Source organism: Rhodobacter sp. P1_C2 (assembly GCF_056406375.1).
This window is the reverse complement of record NZ_JBFUAG010000005.1, coordinates 349,034-369,307: the sequence shown is the minus strand read 5'-3', so window position 1 is coordinate 369,307 and position 20,274 is coordinate 349,034. Positions and strand designations below refer to the sequence as shown.

The window sequence follows — 20,274 nt, the reverse complement described above, 5'->3', positions numbered from 1 at the left end:
CTACTTGCGCCGCAGCCGCCGGGTCAGGGCCACATCCACCGCGGGGGGGACGAATTTCGAGACATCGCCGCCCAGCCGGCAAATCTCCTTCACCAGTTTCGAGGCGATGGCCTGTCGGCGCGCATCGGCCATCATGAAGACCGTCTCGATGGAGGAATCCATCGCGCGGTTCATGCCAACCATCTGGAATTCATACTCAAAATCCGCCACGGCGCGCAGGCCGCGGATGATGATCCCCGCCCCCACATCGCGGGCGCAATCGATCAGCAGGTTCTCGAACGGATGCACGACGATCTCGCCGCCGATCCGGGAGGAGATTTCGCGGCACTCCTCCTCGACCATGGCGACCCGCTCTTCCAGCCCGAAGAGCGGTGCCTTGTCGCGGTTGATGGCGACGCCGATCACCAGACGGTCGACGAGGGCCATGGCACGCTGGATGATGTCCAGATGACCCAAGGTCACCGGGTCGAACGTGCCGGGATAAAGTCCGATGCGCATAGGGCCTCCGCCAAGCTGATCCGCACAGGCAACAATAGCTTGACGCCGGACGCAAGGGACAAAGCGTCACGGGCGCCCCGCCGGCGCCCGCAGCGATCCCTGTCCCAGGCCGGGTCAGAAGCCCTTGATCATCCCCTCCAAGGCGCTGTTTTCCATGGCAAGCTCGGCCAGCCGCGCCTTGACCACGTCGCCGATCGAGATGAGGCCGACCATCTGGCCCGCCTCCACCACCGGCAGATGGCGAAAGCGCCCCTCGGTCATCACCGCCAGAACCTGGTCGGCGCTGTCGGAACGGCCGCAGGTCGTGACCTTGGCCGTCATCAGGCTTTCGACCGCATCGGTCAGACAGGCCGGCCCGCGCCGCCCCAGCTCGCGCACCACATCGCGTTCCGAGACGATGCCCTGCACCACCCGCCCGTCCTGCGAGATCACGATGGCGCCGATCCGCCGCTCCGACAGTACCTCGGCCAGCTTGGCCACGGTGGTGCCGGGTTGCAGGGTCACGACCCCGTCGTCCGATTTCGATTTGAGGATATGACTGACAAGCATAGGCGCCTCCCTTTCCTGTCCTTATCAAGCTGCCCGCTGGGTAAGATTCTGTCAAGTTCTCTGGAATATATTGAAATAATAGTACAAATATGCCAGCCAAGACCCATGGATGCCGAAGCCCTTCAACCCTTGCGGAGCCATGCCATGCGCCTTTCCTTCGCGCTTCTCCCGCTGCTGCTGTTGCCCGCGTCCGCGCAGGCCGCACCGGTGACGCTGGTCAGCCCGATCTACGGCCAGCTCGTCGCCCTGCCGGTGCCCGCGCCCTTTCAGCCGGGGTACGAAGACAGCCAGGACCGCTCCTATATCCTGGAACTCGCCCCCAAGGGCGAAAGCGTCGAGAGGTGGAGCCAGCTCATCACCCTGACCGGCGCCAGGGGGCTTGCCGCGCGGGCCAGGGTAGAGGATGTGGCGGGGCACCTGGCGGAGGGCTATCAGGCCGCCTGCCCCGAAAGCTTCGCCAGCAAGGCCCTGCCCCTGCCCGCCGTCAAAGGCGCCAAGGCGGTCTTCGCCGGCTACCTCAGCTGCGGCAGCTACGAGGGGCAGTCCGAATCCATGGTCGTGCTGGTCCTGCAGGGCGCGGAGGAGATTTACACCCTGCAATGGGCCGCCCATGGCCCGGCCAGCGCCACGCCCCTGCCGCCAGAGGGCGCCGTCTGGTCGCCAAGGCTCGCAGCCCTCGCCAAGGTCAGGATCTGCGACAGGGTCCCGGGCGAGAAGGCGCCCTACCCGTCCTGCACCGAATAGGCCTCGAGCCGGGCCATCTCGGCCCGCACCTCCGCCGTCAGCAGGGTGGCAAAGCGGTTGAGCCGTTCCACCCTTCCGTCATCGGCATGGCGGATCAGCCAGAAGGCGCGTTTCAGGCTGATCTGATCGGCCAGAACCCGCGTCAGTTCCGGCGCCACCGGCAGGGCAAAGTCATGCACGACGCCCAACCCCGCGCCATGGCGCAGGAAATTCAGCTGCACCGAGACGGAGTTCGAGGCCAAAGGCGGCGCCTGCACCCCGATCTCCGCCAGATAATCCAGCTCCTTGTCGAAGATCAGATCGGGGATATAGCCGACGAAACGGTGCCGGGCGAGGTCCTGCGGCCTCTGGATCGGCGGATGCCGCGCCAGATAGTCGCGCGAGGCGGCCAGATGCAGGCGGTAATCGGTCAGCTTCTGCACCGTCAGCCGTCCCGCCTCGGGCCGTGAGACGCCGACCGCCATATCGGCCTCGCGTTTCGACAGGTTGAAGACGCGCGGCAGCGCCACGATCTGCACCTCCAGCCCCGGATTGGCGTCACAGATCCGGGTCAGAACCTGCGGCAGCAGGTAATTCGCACAGCCATCCGGCGCGCCGATCCGGATCTGCCCGGTCAGCCCTTCCGGCCCTTTCAAAGCCTCCGCCGCCCCCTCCACCGCCGCCTCGGCGCGCTCGGCATGGCTGAGGAGCCGCGCCCCCTCATCGCTCAGCGCATAGCCCTGCGGCCCCTTGGCGAAAAGCCGCAGACCCATCGCATCCTCCAGCCGCGCGATGCGGCGGCCCACGGTGGCCGGGTCGATCTTCAACCCCCGCCCCGCCGCCGACAGGCTTTCCGTCCGCGCCACCGCCAGAAAGATGCGCAAATCGTCCCAATCCATCGCCACCTCTCCCGGTAGGATGGGCAATCTGCCCATCATCCTTGCATTTTCGCAAAACCCGTTTGAAATCTTGCCTCTTCCCTCCGCATTTCCGCAAGACTAAAGTGACGCCAACACTGAATGTATCCGCGGAGGAAGCGATGAAAGAAATCGGTCACTGGATCAACGGCAAGCATGTTCCCGGCACCTCGGGCAAGTTCGCCGATGTCTTCAACCCCGCCACCGGTGAAGTGCAGGCCCGCGTGGCGCTGGCCACCAAGGCCGAGCTCGACGCCGCCACCGCCGATGCCGCCAAGGCCCAGGTCAAATGGGGCGCCACCAACCCGCAGCGCCGGGCGCGCGTGATGATGGAATTCGTCCGTCTCCTCAACCGCGACATGGAAAAGCTGGCTGTCGCCCTCTCCTCCGAACATGGCAAGACCGTGCCCGACGCCAAGGGCGACATCCAGCGCGGGCTGGAAGTGATGGAATTCTGCATCGGCGCGCCGCATCTTCTGAAGGGTGAGTTCACCGACAGCGCCGGCCCCGGCATCGACATGTATTCGATGCGCCAGCCGATCGGCGTGGCCGCGGGCATCACGCCCTTCAACTTCCCCGCCATGATCCCGATGTGGAAAATGGGCCCGGCCTTGGCCTGCGGCAATGCCTTCATCCTCAAACCCTCCGAGCGTGACCCCTCGGTCCCCCTGATGCTGGCCGAGCTGATGAAGGAAGCTGGCCTTCCCGACGGCGTCTTGCAGGTGATCAACGGCGACAAGGTCTCGGTCGATGCGATCCTCGACAACGAGCAGATCGCCGGGATCGGCTTCGTGGGCTCGACCCCGATTGCCGAGTATATCTACGCGCGCGGCACGGCGAACGGCAAACGCGTCCAGTGCTTCGGCGGTGCGAAGAACCACATGATCATCATGCCCGACGCCGACCTCGACCAGGCCGCCGATGCGCTGGTCGGTGCCGGTTACGGGGCTGCAGGCGAACGCTGCATGGCGATCTCGGTCGCGGTGCCGGTGGGCGACGAGACGGCAGACCGCCTGATCGCCAAGCTGGTGCCGCGGATCGAAAAGCTGAAGGTCGGCCCCTACACCGGCGGCAATGACGTCGATTACGGCCCCGTGGTCACCGCTGCCGCCAAGGCCAATATCCTGCGCCTGATCGAATCTGGCGTGGCCGCTGGCGCCAAACTCGTCGTCGATGGCCGCGACTTCAAGCTGCAGGGCTATGAGGACGGCTTCTTCGTCGGCCCGCATCTCTTCGACCATGTCACCACCGATATGGAGATCTACCGGAAGGAGATCTTCGGGCCGGTCCTCTCCACCGTCCGCGCCAAGACCTATGAAGAGGCGCTGAAGATGGCGATGGACCACGAATACGGCAACGGCACCGCGATCTACACCCGTGACGGCGACACGGCGCGCGACTTCGCCAACCGGGTCAATGTCGGCATGATCGGCATCAACGTACCGATCCCGGTGCCGCTGGCCTATCACACCTTCGGCGGCTGGAAGAAATCCGCCTTCGGCGATTTGAACCAGCACGGGCCGGACGCTTTCCGCTTCTACACGCGGACCAAGACCATCACCTCGCGCTGGCCCTCGGGCATCAAGGAAGGGGCGAGCCTAAACTTCAAGCAGATGGACTGATCGCGCTGGATCTGATCCTAAAGGGAACCTATCCCATCACCCGCGCGTTTGCCCGGGTGATGGGGCCGTCCGAAACGTTCCCGATTCGATTGGAGCAAAACATGAAACACTTCACCCTCATGGCCGGGGCGCTTGCCGGGCTCTTGCTCGCAGGAACGGCCAATGCCGACGGCAAGGGCCATGGCAACGACCACGGCAAATCCGGGCATTCGCAGGGCGACAACTGTGGATCCGGCAAGAAAGGCCACGGCTGCAACAGCCATGGCCAGGACAACCACGGCAAGGACAACCGCGGCCAAAGCAAGCACGGCAAGGATGACCACGACAACGATGGCCACGCGTCGAACAGATACGCCAGTCCGATCGATGCCTTCCGCAACCAGACTTACAAGGAAGACGACATCCGGAACTATGCGGAGGGTGACACGCGCCGTCCGCATCACAAGCCCGGCTGGACCTATGTCTATGACCCGAACCATTGGTCGCGTCACGACGATGACGATATCTATTACCAGCCCTACCGCGTCGGCCATACCCTGCCCGAGGGCTATGTGGTGATGTTCGATCCCACGCGCTATCCGTCCTGGCCGAACTCGAACCTGGTGCGCTACGGCTCCTTCCTCTACCTGATCGACCTGCTGACCGGGAACGTGACGCAGAATGTCGGCCCGGTGGACGACTGGAACTGGGGCTGGCACGACACGACCTATGCCAATTGCCCGCCCGGCCTCGCCAAGAAGAACCCGCCCTGCATCCCGCCCGGTCAGGTGCGCAACGGGGTCCCCTACGACCCCTACCAGATCGGCCAGCGCCTGCCGAGCGGCTATGATGTGATCCTGCGCCCGCCGGTCCAGGGCGTGCCCGACAATTCGATCTATGCCCGCTCGGGCGACATGCTCTACCGCGTCGCCCCCGACACCGGCATCGTCGAGCAGCAATATGGCGAGGTCGGCCGCCTGATCCAGTAAGGCCTGCCACGTTGACCCATCAGGCCCCGCAGCCGCGGGGTCTGATCTGGATCAAGGCATTGCACGCCGGACCTGCTATGTCTCTCTCAGCATTAAGCTTGGAGAGACACAGATGTTCACCACCAATATCGGCACCGCAGACCGCATCCTGCGCATCGTCATCGGTGCAGCGCTTCTGCTGTGGTTCTTCTTGGATCAGGGCAGCGGTTTCTGGCATTACGCCAAGCTGATCGGCATCCTGCCCCTGATGACGGCGGTCTTGCGGACCTGCCCGCTCTATACCGTGCTCGGCCTCAAGACCTGAGCGGCTGATGCGGCCCGTTCACTGCGCCCAAGCCGCCCGGAGGTTGCGGGAATAGGCGATGCCGTCGGGCGGCACGGGACCTGATTTGGGCAGGCGGGCGCGCTTCACGACCTCTGCCACCGTCAGGTCGGGGCGGATATAGCCCTGATCGTAAAGATACTGCGGCAAATACCCCGAAGCCAGAATGCGCCAGTCCGGCGGCAGGTGCCCGCCGAGGCCCTGCACGATCCGGTAGGGCATCGTGGTGCAATTCGCGAACAGCGTGTTGTACCACCGGGGATTTGCCGCGAGGTCATTGCCGAAATTGACGAAACCGAGGAAAAGCGCCTTGCGCGCCTCGGGGGTCAGCTGAAGCGGGAAGAGCGAGACCGTCTCGCCGCGCAGATCGGTGCGCAGGTGGATCACATCCCTTTCGTCAGCGATGATCTGGATCAGGGTGAACTCGCGCACGAAACCGCCAAGCGTCGAGTAGACCTGATCTTGCGTGCGGCGGATTTCGTTCGAGAAGACGACATGCTGCCCATCGGCAAAGCCGAAGCTGATCATCACATGGGCGATGAGCGGGCTGCTCCAGACCGAGGTCAAAAGATCGACCGAGGTGATGGAATCGGCATCGACCGCCCGAGTCTCCCACGAAGAGAGGCCCTCTTCGGTGGTGATCCAGGCGAAGTTGCGCACGTTGTGCAGGGTGACCTGGGCACCGCTGATTTCGCCCGTGCCGACATGGGCCAGTTCCGCGGCCCAGGGCCGGTCATTGGTGGCAGGCAAGAAGGCCCACCAGACAGAGGCTATGGCCAGACCAGAGGCCGTCAGAAGCCAAATCGGCAGGGCCCGCCGCCGCACGAGGCAGGCCAGCGCGGCACAGGCGGCAAGGGCGAGTGCCGCCAAGGCACCGAACTTCACCGCCCCCTGCAGATGCACCCCGATCGCGAGCCAGAACCAGAACAGGGTCAGACCCGCCGCCAGGGCCCCGAAGACGAGGCCCAAGATCCGCATAAAGAAGATCATGCTGCCGTCATTCGGCCGCCAGACGCTTGGCGGTGGCGAGCATCGGCTTCAGATAACGCCCGGTATGGCTCGCCTCGACCTTGGCGACCTGCTCCGGCGTGCCGGTGGCCACGATCTGCCCACCGCCATCGCCGCCCTCCGGGCCGATGTCGATGATCCAGTCGGCGGTCTTGATGACATCGAGGTTATGCTCGATCACCACGACCGTATTGCCCTGATCCACCAGGGAATGCAGCACCTCCAGCAATTTGCGCACATCCTCGAAATGCAGGCCGGTGGTCGGCTCGTCGAGGATATAGAGCGTCTTGCCGGTGGCGCGGCGGCTGAGTTCCTTGGAAAGCTTCACCCGCTGCGCCTCGCCCCCTGACAGGGTGGTCGCCTGCTGGCCGACCTTGATATAGCCCAGACCCACTTCGCAGAGCGCATCCATCTTCTCGCGGATCGCCGGAACCGCCTGGAAGAACTGGGCGGCGTCTTCACATGTCATGTCAAGAACATCGGCGATACTCTTGTTCTTGAACTTGATTTCCAAAGTCTCGCGATTGTAGCGGTGGCCCTTGCAGGTCTCGCAGGTCACATAGACATCGGGCAGGAAGTGCATCTCGATCTTGATGACGCCGTCACCCTGGCACGCCTCGCAGCGCCCGCCCTTGACGTTGAAGGAGAAGCGGCCCGACTGATAGCCCCGCGCCTTGGCCTCCGGAAGTCCCGCGAACCAGTCGCGGATCGGGGTGAAGGCGCCGGTATAGGTCGCGGGGTTCGACCGCGGCGTGCGGCCGATGGCGCGCTGGTCGATGTCGATCACCTTGTCGAGGTGTTCAAAGCCGCGGATCGTCTCGCAAGGCGCCGGGGTCTCGTGCGCGCCGTTCAGCCGCATCGCGGCGGTCTTGAACAGGGTCTCGATGGTCAGCGTCGACTTGCCGCCACCCGACACCCCGGTCACGCAGACGAACATGCCCAGCGGAAACTCCGCCGTCATGTCCTTGAGGTTGTTGCCGGTGGCGCCGACCACGGTCAGCTTCTTGCCATTGCCCTTGCGCCGGGTTTTCGAGACCGGGATCGACCTTTGCCCCGACAGATACTGCCCGGTGACACTCGCCGGATCGGCGGCAATCTCCGACGGGGTGCCGCGAGAGATCACCTGCCCGCCATGCACCCCCGCCCCCGGCCCCATGTCGAAGACATAATCCGCCTCGCGGATCGCATCCTCGTCATGTTCCACGACCAAGACCGTATTGCCCGCATCGCGCAGGTTCTTCAGCGTGGTGAGCAATCGGTCATTGTCGCGCTGGTGGAGGCCGATCGACGGCTCGTCCAGCACATAAAGCACGCCGGTCAGGCCGGAACCGATCTGGCTTGCCAGCCGGATGCGCTGGCTTTCGCCGCCCGAAAGCGTGCCGGCATTGCGGCTCATCGTCAGATAGTCGAGGCCGACATTCACAAGGAATCCAAGACGTTCGCGGATTTCCTTCAGGATCGCCCGGGCGATTTCATTCTGCTGGTTGGTCAGCTTCCCCGGTACCTGGCCGATCCAGGCATGCGCCTCGCGGATCGACATTTGCACGACCTGGCCGGCATGCAGCCCGTCGATCTTGACCGCCAGAGCCTCGGGCCGCAGCCGGTAACCGTGGCAGGTGCCGCAGGGCCGGTTGTTCTGATAGCGCTCCATCTCCTCGCGGCTCCAGGAGCTGTCGGTCTCCTTGTACCGCCGCTCCATGTTCGGGATGACGCCTTCGAAGACCCGCTTGACCGTGTAGATCCGCCCCGCCTCGTCATAGCGGAACTCGATCTCCTCGCCGCCCGAGCCGCGCAGGAAGACCTCCTTCACATTCTCCGGCAGGTCCTTCCATTTCTTTTTCTTGTCAAAGCCATAGTGCTTGGCCATCGCATCGATGGTCTGGGTGAAATAGGGGCTTTTCGACTTGGCCCAGGGCGCGATGGCGCCTTGCGTCAGGGTCAGGCTCTGGTCGGGCACCACCAGGCGCTCGTCAAAGAACAGCTCCATCCCGAGGCCGTCGCAGACCGGGCAGGCACCGAAGGGCGCGTTGAAGGAAAAGAGCCGCGGCTCGATCTCGGCGATGGTGAAACCGCTGACCGGACAGGCGAATTTCTCGGAATAGGTGATGCGCTGGCCCTCGCCCTCAGCCGGGGCTGTCTCGATCACCGCGATGCCATCGGCGAGGTTCAGCGCGGTGCGGAAACTGTCGGCCAGCCGGGTCTGAAGCCCGTCACGCACGACGATCCGGTCCACCACCACGTCGATGTCATGGCGCAGCTTCTTGTCCAGCACCGGCGGTTCCTCCAGGTCGTGGAAGGTGCCGTCGACCTTGACGCGCTGGAAGCCCTGCTTGCGAAGCTCCAGAAATTCCTTCTTATATTCACCCTTCCGGTCGCGGATGATCGGCGCCAGCAGATAGGCGCGGCTGCCCTCCTCCATCGCCATCACGGCATCGACCATGTCCTGCACCTGCATCGCGGTGATCGGCAGGCCGGTGGCGGGCGAATAGGGCACGCCGACCCGGGCAAACAGCAGGCGAAGATAGTCGTAGATCTCGGTCACCGTGCCGACGGTGGAGCGCGGGTTCTTCGAGGTGGTCTTCTGTTCGATCGAAATCGCCGGGGAAAGCCCCGAGATATGGTCGACATCCGGCTTGCCCGCCATGTCGAGGAACTGCCGCGCATAGGCCGACAGGCTTTCGACATAGCGGCGCTGCCCCTCGGCATAGATCGTGTCGAAGGCCAGCGAAGACTTCCCCGAGCCTGACAGGCCGGTGATCACGACGAACTGGTCGCGCGGAATATCGACGTCGACATTCTTGAGGTTGTGCTCGCGCGCGCCGCGCACCTCGATGAACTTCTGCTCTGCCATGGCCCACCTCACAATCTCGCCGAAGATAGGGTGGAATCGGCGCTATTCCAACCCGAAAAAGTGAACAAATAATGAACGCATAACGGAAGTGCGAAATCTCATTGCGATGCTTTACAAATTCATATTTCAGAATATATGAGGCGCAGCAAAAGAGGTGCCCCATGTCCACATTTCCACCGCCCGGCGCAAAGCCCCTGTCCCTGCCCGAGGTTCTGGCTCAGGCCGCCGCTGGCGAGGTTGTCCTGCTCGATGTTCGCGAAGGCGACGAGCTGAAGGCCTCCGGCACGGTGCAGGGGGCCTTGCATATCCCGTTGGCGCTGGTCCCGCTGCGCGCCGATCCCAAGGCGCCGGATTATGACGCGAGGCTTGCGGGCAAGCCGATCGGGGTTTTCTGTGCTGCGGGCGGGCGCTCGGCCATGGCGCAGCAGGTGCTGGAACAGTTCGGCCACGACGCGGTGAACCTCGGCGGGTTTGCCGGCCTCGTTCAGGCCGGGGCCGAGGTCACAAGGGTCTGACCGCAGCCCTGCGCCGCGCCTGAAGCTCGACGATCAGCAGGCCAAGCCCGGAGAACCCGATCAGGAACAGGGCAAGGCCGCCGATCCCGGCCTTCTGCATCAGAAAGGCCAGCATCGGCGTGCCGGTGACGGTGCCGAGATTACCAAGCTGCGCAATCGCCCCCGCCCCGCGCGCCCGGTCCCGCGCCGAGGCGTTCAGCTGCGGCAGCGAGGCAAAGCTCGCGCCCTGCACGATGCCAAGCGCCGCCGCCAGCACCAGCGCCGCCACCACCGGCGCAATCCCCTGCCCCCAGAACAGCCAAAGCGCCACGCCCGCCAGCGACGCCAGCGCGAATCCCCCCGCCACCAGTCGCACCGCCGCGACATGGGCCAGAAGCCAGACCCCAAGCGTCAGGCTCACCCCGATCGAGGCCAAGGGCATCGCCACCGCGACCAGCCCGCCCCAGTCCCCCATCGCCCGCGGCATCAGCGTCAGCACGGCGACATAGGTGATGGTGTAGCAGACAAACCCCGTCGCCGGCGCCGCGATGAAGGGAGAGCGGTAGATCTCGCCATGCTGCGCCAGTAGGCCCGCGCCAACCTCGGGGACGGTCCAGCGGACATCGGCCTCCATCAGCGTCCAAAGCGCCAGGGCGCAGGCCAGAAGCCACAGCGCATGAAGGCGGAACAGCCCCGCAATCCCCCAATCGGCCAGGATCCCCGGCCCGATCCAGGCCAGGACCGCATAGGTCACCGCGAAAAAGCTGGACCACAGGGTCAGCGCCGCGCCCTGCCGTGCCGGCGGGGCTGCCGCCGCAATCGCCGTCGGCCCGACCACGACGATGGCCAGATGCGAGACCCCCTCCAGCACGCGGGCCAGCATCATCACCGGATAGGGCGGCAGAAAGCTCTCGACGCCCGAGACGGCGGCCCCGAGCACCAGCGCCCCAAGGATCGCCCGCCGCGCCCCGACCCGCGCCACCACCAGCCCCGCCGTGGTGCCGAAGACCAGCCCGACCATGCCGACGATCGACACCATCAGCCCGATCGCCACCCCCGCCTCGGCCGGATAGGCCGCCCCCAGCGCCGCATAGGCGACCGAGATCTTGCCGAACTGCGCCGCAGCCCCCAGCCCCGCGCACCACAGGGAGAGGATGATCAGAACCGGGCGCATCGGGCATTCCTTGGCGTAAAGGGGAACTGGTTGGCCTCGGCGGCGGTTATCTCGCCAGTGGCGTCAAGGATGGCGACCATGGTCCAACCCCTATGAGGAATATCATGGCCAAATCGAAAACCCTGGAAGACCTGTTTCTCGACACGTTGAAAGACGTCTACTATGCCGAGCGCAAGATCTACAAGGCGCTGCCGCGGATGATGAAAGCGGCGCAATCCGACGATCTGCGCGCGGGCTTCGAAAAGCACCGTGGCGAGACCGAAGGCCATATCGAGCGCCTTCAGCAGATCTTCGAGCTGATGGGCAAACCGGCGCGCGGCAAGACCTGCGATGCCATCGAAGGCATCGTGAGCGAGGCCGAAGACATCATCGCGGAATTCACCGGCACCGCGGCGCTGGACGCGGGCCTGATCTCCTCGGCCCAGGCGGTCGAACATTACGAGATCACCCGTTACGGCACGCTGCACCGCTGGGCGACCGTGCTGGGCATGAAAGAGGCGGCTGCCCTGCTGCAGACGACGCTGGACGAGGAATACAAGACCGATGACGCGCTGACCGCGATGGCGGATGCCGGCATCAACCGTCACGCGCAAAAAGCCGCTGCCTGAGGCTACGGGTCAAAGAAATGGCGGGGGCCGCGCTTTGCGGCCCCCGCCATTTTCATTTCTGCGCTGGCCCTGCCCTAGAAGTGCAGCGCGCGGCCATAGGCGTCCAGCACCGCCTCGTGCATCATCTCCGACAGGGTCGGATGCGGGAAGACGGTGTTCATCAGATCCTCTTCCGTCGTCTCGAGCGTGCGGCCGATCACATAGCCCTGGATCAGCTCGGTCACTTCGGCGCCGACCATATGGGCACCCAGAAGCTCGCCGGTCTTGGCATCGAAGACGGTCTTGACCATGCCCTCGGCCTCGCCCAGCGCAATCGCCTTGCCATTGCCGATGAAGGGGAAATGCCCGACCTTGACCGTATAGCCGGCCTCCTTGGCCTTGGCTTCGGTCATGCCGACCGAGGCCACCTGCGGCGAGCAATAGGTGCAGCCGGCGATCGAGCCCGGCTTGATCGGATGCGGATGGCCGCCGGCGATCAGCTCGGCCACCATGACGCCCTCATGGCTGGCCTTGTGGGCAAGCCAGGGCGCGCCGGCGATGTCGCCGATGGCATAAAGCCCCGGCACCCCGGTGCGGCAATATTCATCCGTCACCACATGGGTGCGGTCGATCTTGACGCCCAAAGCCTCCAGCCCCAGGTTTTCGACATTGCCGACGATGCCCACGGCCGAGATCACGGTGTCAAATTCCATCGTGGTCGTGCCCTTGGCATCTTCCAGATGGGCGACAACCTTGCCGGGCGAACGGTCCAGCTTCTTGACCGTGGTCTTTTCGAGGATCTTCATCCCCTGCTTGACGAAGGCCTTTTTGGCAAAGGCGGAGATTTCCGCGTCTTCCACCGGCAGAACGCGGTCCATCACCTCGACCACGGTGGTATCGGCGCCCAGCGTGTTGAAGAAGCTGGCAAATTCGATGCCGATGGCGCCAGAGCCGATGACCAGCAGCTTTTTCGGCATCCGTTTTGGTTGCAGCGCGTGGCGATAGGTCCAGACCAGATCGCCATCCGCCTCCAGCCCCGGAAGCTCGCGGGCGCGGGCGCCGGTGGCGAGGATGATCGCCTTGCCGGTCAGCTCCTCGCTGCCCTTGTCGGTCTTCACCGTCACAAGCCCCGCCTTGCCCAGCGTCGCCGTGCCCATGACCACGGTGATCTTGTTCTTCTTCATCAGGTGGCCGATGCCGCCCGACAATTGCTTGGCCACCCCGCGCGAGCGGGCGACCACGGCGTCGAGGTCATAGCTCGCCCCGGTCACTGCCAGGCCGAATTCCTTGGCCCGGTGCATCAGGTGGAACACCTCGGCCGAGCGCAACAGCGCCTTGGTCGGGATGCAGCCCCAGTTGAGGCAGATGCCCCCGAGGTTCTCGCGCTCCACAATCGCGACCTTCTGGCCCAGCTGGGCGGCACGGATCGCCGCCACATAGCCTCCAGGACCGGACCCGATTACAACGACGTCGAAGGTTTGGGCAGCCATCTTTTCCTCCCGTGAAAAAGTAGTTTGGCATTAAACTATCTGGCAAAGGCCAGCAATACTTGCCTTGCCGTAGCCCTATGCAGGTTTTGCATGACTGGCACGCAGGGCATTGACCATGGCACCATAGCCGCCCTCGGCCATAAAGGCGGCCTCTTGCGGTGTCGTCTCGCGGCCGAGGGCTATGTTGCGCGTGGGAAAGCGGCCGAAGCGGGCGATGATCTCCTGATGGGCGCGGGCGTGGAGCAGCATCTCGGGGTCCGAGGGCATCCGTTCCGCCATCAGTTCGACCGACAGAGCCTGATCCGCCGCATCCTCGGCATGTTCGAAGGGCATGTAGAAGAACTGCCGCTCGGGTTCGGGGGCGCCAAGGTCCCAACCCTCCTCCAGCGCGCGGCGGGCGGCGGCAAGGGCGAGGGGATCGGTGGCAAAGGCGTCGGCCGTGCCGCGGAACATGTTGCGCGGCAGCTGGTCGGTCAGGATCAGGAAGGCCAGCGTCGCCACGGTGCCTTCGACCCAATGGTCCAGCCCGCCGTCGCGCGCCGCCTGCCACAGCTCGACAAAGCCGTCGCGGCACAGACCATCCAGAGCCTCGCCCCCGGCATACCAGCCCTCGGGCCCGACCCGGCCAAGCCAGAAGTCCAGAACGTCCACCGGATTATCCATCTGCGTCCTCCTGTTACCGCCAACCTGACAGGTTCACCCCGGCTGTGCAATCAGAAGGCTACCATCGGCGGGCGCAGGGCCGTCACCCCGCCCGGCTGCGCCGCGGGTCGTTTTCCATCACGGCATGAACGGCGACAGACCCGGCCGAGGGCGAAAGCCCGGCATAGCCGCCGACTTCCGAGGGGCCGGCGCGCCGGCTCATCCGCCAGCCGGCATAGACGGCCAGCGCCACGAAAAGGAGGGCGAGGAACAGGAAATACCCCGCCCCGCCGATCTTGGACATGAACCAGCCGGTCACCAGCGGCCCGAAGATCGCGCCGAACCCGTTGAGGAAGATCATCCCGGCTGAGGCGCCGGGCATGTCCTCTTTCGACAGGAAGTCGTTGGTATGGGCGATCAGCAGCGAATAAAGCGGGTTGATGATCCCGCCGAGGAGGACCGCGACCACCAGGATCAGCACGAAGGGCAAGGTCATCGCGGTGGCCACCGCCATCACCAGCGCCCCCACCACCGACAGCCACAGGATCAGCGCCCGCCGGTCGATATGGTCCGAGGCCCAGCCGATCGGATATTGCAGCACCAGCCCGCCGACATAAAGCGCCGCGCCGAAGGCCGCGATCTGACCAAAGCTCAGCCCCGCCATCGCCCCCCAGACCGAGGCCATGCCGAACATGCCGGCATAGATCCCCCCGGTCAGCAGCATCCCCACGCAGCCGAGCGGCGAGATCGCGAAAAGCCGCCGGAAGCTCATCCTCTTGGCATCGTTGAAGGTCGGCGCCGGGGTCGCGGCCAGAAGCAGCGGCGTGAAGGCCAGCGAGACGAGGACCGAGGGGATGATGAACAACCCGAAGCCCGCCGGATCGCCCATCGCCAGCAGGCCCTGGCTTGCGATGATGCCCAGCATCTGCACGATCATATAGGCCGACAGCGCCTGGCCCCGCGTCTCGTTCGTGGCCGTGTTGTTCAGCCAGCTTTCCGAGGTGACATAGATCCCCGAAAAGCAGAAGCCGATCAGAACGCGCAGCACCGCCCAGGCCGTCCAGTCCAGCACCAGGGGGTAGAGAATCAGCACCGCCGAGATCAGCGAGCCGAGCGCCGAGAAGACCCGCACATGGCCGACCCGCCGGATCATCGTCGGCGCGAGACGCGAGCCGCCGAGGAAGCCCACGAAATAGGCCGACATCACGATCGACAGTTCGAAGGTGGAGAATTTCTCCATCGCGCCGCGCACCCCCAGAAGGGTGCCCTGCACACCATTGCCCACCATCAGGAACATGACGCCCAGCAACAGGGGCCAGGATTGGGCAAGGACTCTCAGCATCAAGCTCTCCCTCAGGGCGCGGTGGCTACCGGCGGATACAAGTCCGCGGACCTTAGCAGAGGCTTGGTTAATGAGGTAAGAATTTCCGACAGGATGGCGGCGCTGCCCGCCATCGGCGGCTCAGGGGATCAGCAGGGACGAATCGCCGTAAGAGAAGAAGCGGTAGCCCTCCCCCACCGCATGGGCATAGACCGCGCGCATCCGCTCGACCCCCATCAGGGCCGAGACCAGCATCAGCAGCGTCGACTTCGGCAGGTGGAAATTGGTCATCAGGGCATCGGTCACCCGGAACTTGTAGCCCGGATAGATGAAGATATCGGTCGCCCCGCGCCAGGGTTCGACCCGGCCGGAGGCTGCGGCGCTTTCGATCAGGCGCAGCGCCGTGGTGCCGACCGGGATCACCCGCCCGCCCGCCGCCTTGGTCGCATTGATCTCGGCGGCGGCTTCCGGCGTCACCTCGCCCCATTCGGCATGCATCTTGTGGGTGGTCACATCCTCGACCTTGACCGGCAGGAAGGTGCCTGCGCCGACATGCAGGGTGACTTCGGTGAAAGCGACGCCCCTGGCGGCGAGGGCTTCCAGCAGCCAGGGCTCGAAATGCAGGCTGGCGGTCGGGGCGGCCACGGCGCCCAGATGGCGGGCGAAGACGGTCTGGTAATCGGTCATGTCCTGCGCATCCGCCGGGCGTTTCGCCGCAATATAGGGCGGCAGCGGCATCTGCCCGGCCTCGGCCAGGGCCGCGTCGAAATCGGGGCCGGTCAGGTTGAATCCCAGCACGAGGTCGGTCTCGCCTTTGGCCAGAACCTCGGCCGAGAGCGTCTCGGAAAAGCGGATCACCTCGCCGACCTGGACCTTGCGCAAAGGCTTGGCCAGCGCGCGCCAGCCCTTGGCCAGGGGCTCCAGCAGGGTGATCTCGACCTTGGCCACGGCCGCGCCACGCTGGCGGGTGCCGAAGAGGCGGGCGGGGATGACGCGGGTGTTGTTCAGGATCAGCCGGTCGCCGGGGCGAAAGACCTCCACCAGATCGCGCACATGCAGATCGCGCAGGGCATCGCCCTCGGCCAGAAGCAGGCGGGCGGCGCTGCGCGGTTTGGCCGGGCGGGTGGCGATCAGCTCTTCGGGCAGGTCGAAATCGAAATCGGACAGCTTCATTTGTCGCCTCGGTTCGGGGCGGCAGGCGCCGCCGTTTGGGTGCCCGGCGGCGGCGGCACCGGGGGCGTCAGGGTCGAGGCCGGGGCGCGGAACAGGTCGCGGAACATGCCCGGCGTCAGGATCGACAGGGGGTTGACCGACACATCCGGCTTGTCGGCATCGCCGGTCAGCCGGTAGGCAAAGCCGAACAGCCCCTCGCCCTTGCGGGTCAGGATCGAGCCGATGCCGTTGAGCATGTAGATCGGCGAGACCACGCCGCGCAGGTCCAGCAGGCCGCTGTCGGAATGGTACAGCCCCTCGACCGAAACCCCCATCGAGGCGCCGATGGCCGAGCCTTTCTGGATGTCGATCGCAGTGGGCGTGATCAGGAATTGCGCCTCGGCATGTTCGAAGACGATGCCATCGCCGGCCAGCTGGTCCAGAAGGCCGATGACAGAGATCGCCGACAGAAGATCCGCCATGACCGAACCGTATTTCACCCGAAAGCGCCGGATCGTGGCCTGGCCGTCATATTCCCCGCTCTTCGGGCGCGGCACCAGCGTCATGTCCAGATCGCCGCCATGCGCCGAGGAGAACATCCCCGCCGCCTGCATGGTCAGCCCGGCATCAGGGGAGAGGATGCGCACCGCCGTGCCATAGCGCGTCGGCACCGCCGTTCCGGTGACCGGGGCCGAACCATTGACCGCGCCGGAGAAGGTGCCGTTGAAGCCGCCCTTCAACGAGAAATCCCCCGCAAAGCCGGTGATCCGGATGCCCTCCGTCACCCGCAGGGACTGCAAGGAGATCGACAGCGGGCTGCCCGAGGAGCTGCCCCCGCTCGACCGGTTCTGCGGGAACTTGCGCAGATCGATGCTGCCCGAGGTCACGGCGAGGGCCACCGGGCTCGCAGGTCCGCGCCCGGTGATCGAGACCGCGCCATTCAGCCAGCCGCCCATCGTGACCTTGTCGAACTGCGCCACATCCAGCCCGCCCTTGGCGTTGAGCGTGACGCGGCCCTGCGCGGCAAGCCCCGCGCCGGTCAGATCCAGCCGCGTGATCTGCGGCGGGGTGCCAAGGCGGATCTCGGTCTCCAGCCGCCCGGTCGCCTCGGGCGCCTTGCGCCAGCCAAGGTCGGGAATGGCCAGCGTCATGCCCGCCAGATCGGAGCTGAGGCGCAGCTGCCCCGGCACGCCCTTGGCCAGCTGCAGGCTGACCTCGGCCTGGGCCTGCCCCGTGACCATGCCCGCCGGCAGGCCAAGCCCGAACTCGGACACCGCATCCTGCGACAGCGTCACCCTGCCCGTCATCCGCGCCGGCGGCACGGCGGCAGAGGCCGCGGCAGCTGGGGGCAGGTCGGCGACCTTGGGCACCACCAGGGGTGCTGCCAGGGCCAGCGTGCCGGGCAAAGGCAAGGCACCGGGGGCAGGCACCGGGGTATTGGCGGTGGGGTCATTCAAGGCCTCCGGCAGGCGCGGCCCGGGCGGCTCTGCGGTGGCCGAGGCCGGGGTCAGATGATCCGGCTCGCCCTCTGCCGGGGGCAGCTGGACGGGGAAATCCTGCTGCAGGGTCACATCGAAAGGCACCTTGCCCAGAAGCCCCTGCCCCGCGATGGTCATGCCCTTCGGGCTCGCCGCGACGCGCAGGATTGGGGCCGTGACGACATGGCCCTTCACGACCTTCTCCGAGGTGAAATCGCTGACCTGCGCCGCCACCTTGAAATCGACATCCCAGGGCATGACCCGCGGGATCAGCGGCAGGGTGATCTGCGCCGACACCACGGTCGGACCGCTGCCCAGATCGACCGGCTGCCCGGCCTTCTGCAGATAGAAGAAGGGCGGCTGATCCAGCAGCGACAGGGTCGCGGTCAGCGCCCCGCTCATATGCAGGTCGATATGGGCCACCGCCGGCATGGCGGTGATGTCGGGCACCGCAAAGACCGTGCCCGACACGTCGATCGGCCCGCCTTCGGGCGGCGTCACCTCGCCATGCGAGACGACCTGCGTATAGGTCTTGCCCTGGATCGTCGCATAGCCATCCGCACCCTTGACCGGCGGCATCTTGGCCATGAAGCTCAGATCGGCATCCTTGAAATCATAGGACAATTCGGTGCGCGGCTCGGTCCCCGGGGCGATGCGCAGGGCGGCATGCAGGTCCGAGAGATCGGCGTTGCGGATGTTGTTGGCGACCCAGGACCGCGTGCCCGGCACCAGTTGCAGCGGCCAGAGCGACAGAAGCCGGTCGCGCGAGATCTGGTTCAGCGTCAGATCGACCCCGACGCGCCAGCCGCCCTCGTCCGCCGCGACCTGGCCCGAGGCCGCCAGATGCTCGCCCCCGTCGGTGAGGGAAACCTGGCCGATGTCGATGGCGAAAGGGTCAAGCCGCAGCCGCAGATCGGCGGAGCCCTGGCTGAACTGCACCGGTGCGGCGAAAAGCCCCGCCGGGTCGATCGACAGGCCCGCCACCTGGATCTGGCCCAGAAAGGCCGCCGGGCGCCGGCCCGACAGCGCGCCGGTGATGGTCTTGCCCTGCTCGTCCACCAGGTAGGACTGGCCCTTGCTGGTCAGGCGCAGGGTGCGGCTCTGCACCGTCAGCTCGTTCAGGATGATCCGGCCCGCGGCGGAATCGTAGCCGAGGCTGAGGCTTGCCTTGTCGAAGGCGATGGGCGTGGTCTTGGCCGAGGGTTTCAGCGCCCCCGCCGCGATGTCGAGGCTGCCGTCCAGCGCCTCGATGCCCTTGGTGTCGATCGTGGCCGCGATCCGCCCCGAGATCGGCGCATCGAGCACGCCGAGCCAGCTGAGAAGCGGGGTCTGCGCAGCCAGATCCACCGCCGCCACCCGGTCGACCTGGGCCGAGATCCGAGCCGAGCCGGTGCCCTTGGCCGCCACCGCCGTGAAGACCGCATGGGCCGGCGCGCTGCCGCCGGCGACCAGCGACATGCTCAGCTGCGCCGCAAGCTCCGCCGGGCGGTTCTCGATCGAGAGGTGGCCGTCGCCGACCTCCCAGGTCTTGCCGGCGCGCTGGTCGGTGAGCGAGAGCGACAGCGCCTCGACCTCGACGCCGCGCAGATGGGTCAGGGCCGGCAGGGCGAAAGCGCGGTCGAAGGTCGCGAACAGCGCGGCCAGCGTGTCGATCCGCGGCCCCTGCCCGCCGCCGAGTGCGATGTCGAAATGTCCGTCGCGGTCGCGGTGGATCGCAATGCGGGCGCCGACGATGCGCAGGCTGCGGGCGCGCAGCTGCCCCTGCAAGAGGCCGGCGGGGTCAAGGCTCAGATAGGTCTCGGGCAGGGCCAGGAGGGTGCGGCCACCGGGCTGCAACAGGCGCAGGTCATCCATCAGGAAGCGCGGCACCCAGTCGTCGCCCAGCGTCATCTCGATCCCGCCGACCGACAGCGCGCCATCCGGCAGGGCGCCCGCCAGCGCCCGGTTCAGCCGCGCCTCGACCTCGGCCACGACCCAGACCGGCATCTTGACCGGCTTGCCGACATATTCCAGCGCCAGCGCCGCGAGGCCGAAGAGGAAGACCAGAAGGAAGAGCCGCCCGCCGAGGCCCGAAAAGCGCCGCCGCTGCCCGGCGCGGCTCCCGCGCCAGCCCCGGCGCCGATCGGCCCGCGAGGTCCGGGCGTCTCCGGCAGCCGTCTTGACGCCGGCCTCGGCCGCGCCGTCAGCCGCCGCCTGCCCCGCCGCTCCGCCACCCGGCGCGGGGTTCAGGGCATGCGGCAGGCGGTCCTCGGCGCGCAGGGTCAGAAGGCCGGGCGAGGGCTCTGCCGATGTCAGGGCGCGGGCGCCCTCCAAGGGGGCGACCACGGGTTCGACCACGGCAGTCCTGGAGCGCTCTCCTCCCCTCCCGCCCTGCCTTGCCCCTGCCATGCCTGCCTCTTGCCTGTTCCGGCCCCGGCGCGGGGCCCTCTGCCGGATGTTGCCAGAACACTCCTGCCCGAAGGCCGGGTTGGTCCGCAA

At 66.1% G+C, this 20,274-nt stretch carries 17 protein-coding genes; 6 read left to right on the top strand and 11 right to left on the bottom strand.

Annotated features, from left to right (window positions below; genetic code table 11):
• Together coaD and AC1DZT_RS10830 are read right to left on the bottom strand one after the other, a co-directional pair.
• Complete coding sequence (gene coaD, locus AC1DZT_RS10835) at positions 1 to 498, bottom strand: pantetheine-phosphate adenylyltransferase (protein ID WP_478006635.1); 498 nt, start codon at positions 496 to 498, stop codon at positions 1 to 3.
• Positions 499 to 612: 114 nt separating this feature from the next.
• Positions 613 to 1,047, bottom strand: a complete 435-nt coding sequence (locus AC1DZT_RS10830; RefSeq protein WP_478006634.1) for a CBS domain-containing protein — start codon at positions 1,045 to 1,047, stop codon at positions 613 to 615.
• 144 nt (positions 1,048 to 1,191) lie between these two features.
• Between AC1DZT_RS10830 and AC1DZT_RS10825 the strand changes: the two genes are divergently transcribed.
• Positions 1,192 to 1,791 carry a hypothetical protein gene (locus AC1DZT_RS10825; protein ID WP_478006633.1) on the top strand — a complete coding sequence of 200 codons (600 nt, stop codon included), beginning with the start codon at positions 1,192 to 1,194 and terminating at the stop codon, positions 1,789 to 1,791.
• Here AC1DZT_RS10825 and AC1DZT_RS10820 read toward each other — a convergent pair.
• Entirely contained in the window at positions 1,770 to 2,669 is a 900-nt protein-coding gene (locus AC1DZT_RS10820) for a LysR family transcriptional regulator (protein WP_478006654.1), read from the bottom strand. The genes AC1DZT_RS10825 and AC1DZT_RS10820 overlap by 22 nt on opposite strands.
• A gap of 140 nt (positions 2,670 to 2,809) precedes the next feature.
• On the opposite strand from AC1DZT_RS10820, the gene AC1DZT_RS10815 reads away from it, so the two are divergent.
• The 3 genes from AC1DZT_RS10815 to AC1DZT_RS10805 all read left to right on the top strand — a co-directional run bounded on the left by AC1DZT_RS10815 (position 2,810) and on the right by AC1DZT_RS10805 (position 5,581).
• Entirely contained in the window at positions 2,810 to 4,309 is a 1,500-nt protein-coding gene (locus AC1DZT_RS10815) for a CoA-acylating methylmalonate-semialdehyde dehydrogenase (protein ID WP_478006632.1), read from the top strand.
• Positions 4,310 to 4,410: 101 nt separating this feature from the next.
• Complete coding sequence (locus tag AC1DZT_RS10810; RefSeq protein ID WP_478006631.1) at positions 4,411 to 5,277, top strand: hypothetical protein; 867 nt, start codon at positions 4,411 to 4,413, stop codon at positions 5,275 to 5,277.
• 112 nt (positions 5,278 to 5,389) lie between these two features.
• Positions 5,390 to 5,581: a YgaP family membrane protein gene (locus AC1DZT_RS10805; protein ID WP_478006630.1), complete on the top strand. Its 192-nt coding sequence runs from the start codon at positions 5,390 to 5,392 to the stop codon at positions 5,579 to 5,581.
• An 18-nt stretch (positions 5,582 to 5,599) separates the two neighbouring features.
• Here AC1DZT_RS10805 and AC1DZT_RS10800 read toward each other — a convergent pair whose 3' ends face one another.
• The gene (locus AC1DZT_RS10800; protein WP_478006629.1) at positions 5,600 to 6,589 is read right to left on the bottom strand and encodes an Lnb N-terminal periplasmic domain-containing protein; all 990 of its coding nucleotides are present in this window, start codon (positions 6,587 to 6,589) and stop codon (positions 5,600 to 5,602) included.
• 7 nt (positions 6,590 to 6,596) lie between these two features.
• On the bottom strand, positions 6,597 to 9,458 hold the full coding sequence (gene uvrA / locus AC1DZT_RS10795; protein ID WP_478006628.1) for an excinuclease ABC subunit UvrA: 2,862 nt from the start codon (positions 9,456 to 9,458) through the stop codon (positions 6,597 to 6,599).
• Between the two features lie 161 nt (positions 9,459 to 9,619).
• On the opposite strand from uvrA, the gene AC1DZT_RS10790 reads away from it, so the two are divergent.
• Positions 9,620 to 9,973: a rhodanese-like domain-containing protein gene (locus AC1DZT_RS10790; protein ID WP_478006627.1), complete on the top strand. Its 354-nt coding sequence runs from the start codon at positions 9,620 to 9,622 to the stop codon at positions 9,971 to 9,973.
• Here the strand turns inward: AC1DZT_RS10790 and AC1DZT_RS10785 are convergent.
• Positions 9,960 to 11,126, bottom strand: coding sequence for an MFS transporter (locus AC1DZT_RS10785; protein ID WP_478006626.1), 1,167 nt, complete (start codon positions 11,124 to 11,126; stop codon positions 9,960 to 9,962). The genes AC1DZT_RS10790 and AC1DZT_RS10785 overlap by 14 nt on opposite strands.
• A 104-nt stretch (positions 11,127 to 11,230) precedes the next feature.
• Here AC1DZT_RS10785 and AC1DZT_RS10780 point away from each other — a divergent pair, with 104 nt between their 5' ends.
• Positions 11,231 to 11,734 carry a YciE/YciF ferroxidase family protein gene (locus AC1DZT_RS10780; protein WP_478006625.1) on the top strand — a complete coding sequence of 168 codons (504 nt, stop codon included), beginning with the start codon at positions 11,231 to 11,233 and terminating at the stop codon, positions 11,732 to 11,734.
• Positions 11,735 to 11,808: 74 nt separating this feature from the next.
• Here AC1DZT_RS10780 and lpdA read toward each other — a convergent pair whose 3' ends face one another.
• The 5 genes from lpdA to AC1DZT_RS10755 form a co-directional block, all read right to left on the bottom strand.
• Complete coding sequence (gene lpdA / locus AC1DZT_RS10775) at positions 11,809 to 13,203, bottom strand: dihydrolipoyl dehydrogenase (protein WP_478006624.1); 1,395 nt, start codon at positions 13,201 to 13,203, stop codon at positions 11,809 to 11,811.
• Positions 13,204 to 13,278: 75 nt separating this feature from the next.
• Positions 13,279 to 13,866 carry a DUF924 family protein gene (locus AC1DZT_RS10770; protein ID WP_478006623.1) on the bottom strand — a complete coding sequence of 196 codons (588 nt, stop codon included), beginning with the start codon at positions 13,864 to 13,866 and terminating at the stop codon, positions 13,279 to 13,281.
• 82 nt (positions 13,867 to 13,948) lie between these two features.
• The gene (locus tag AC1DZT_RS10765; RefSeq protein WP_478006622.1) at positions 13,949 to 15,187 is read right to left on the bottom strand and encodes an MFS transporter; all 1,239 of its coding nucleotides are present in this window, start codon (positions 15,185 to 15,187) and stop codon (positions 13,949 to 13,951) included.
• A 120-nt stretch (positions 15,188 to 15,307) separates the two neighbouring features.
• Entirely contained in the window at positions 15,308 to 16,339 is a 1,032-nt protein-coding gene (gene queA, locus AC1DZT_RS10760; protein ID WP_478006621.1) for a tRNA preQ1(34) S-adenosylmethionine ribosyltransferase-isomerase QueA, read from the bottom strand.
• A complete protein-coding gene (locus tag AC1DZT_RS10755) occupies positions 16,336 to 20,133 on the bottom strand; it encodes an AsmA-like C-terminal region-containing protein (protein WP_478006620.1) in 3,798 nt (1,265 codons plus the stop codon). Before AC1DZT_RS10755 ends, queA begins: the two co-directional genes overlap by 4 nt.
• Positions 20,134 to 20,274 lie beyond the last annotated feature (141 nt).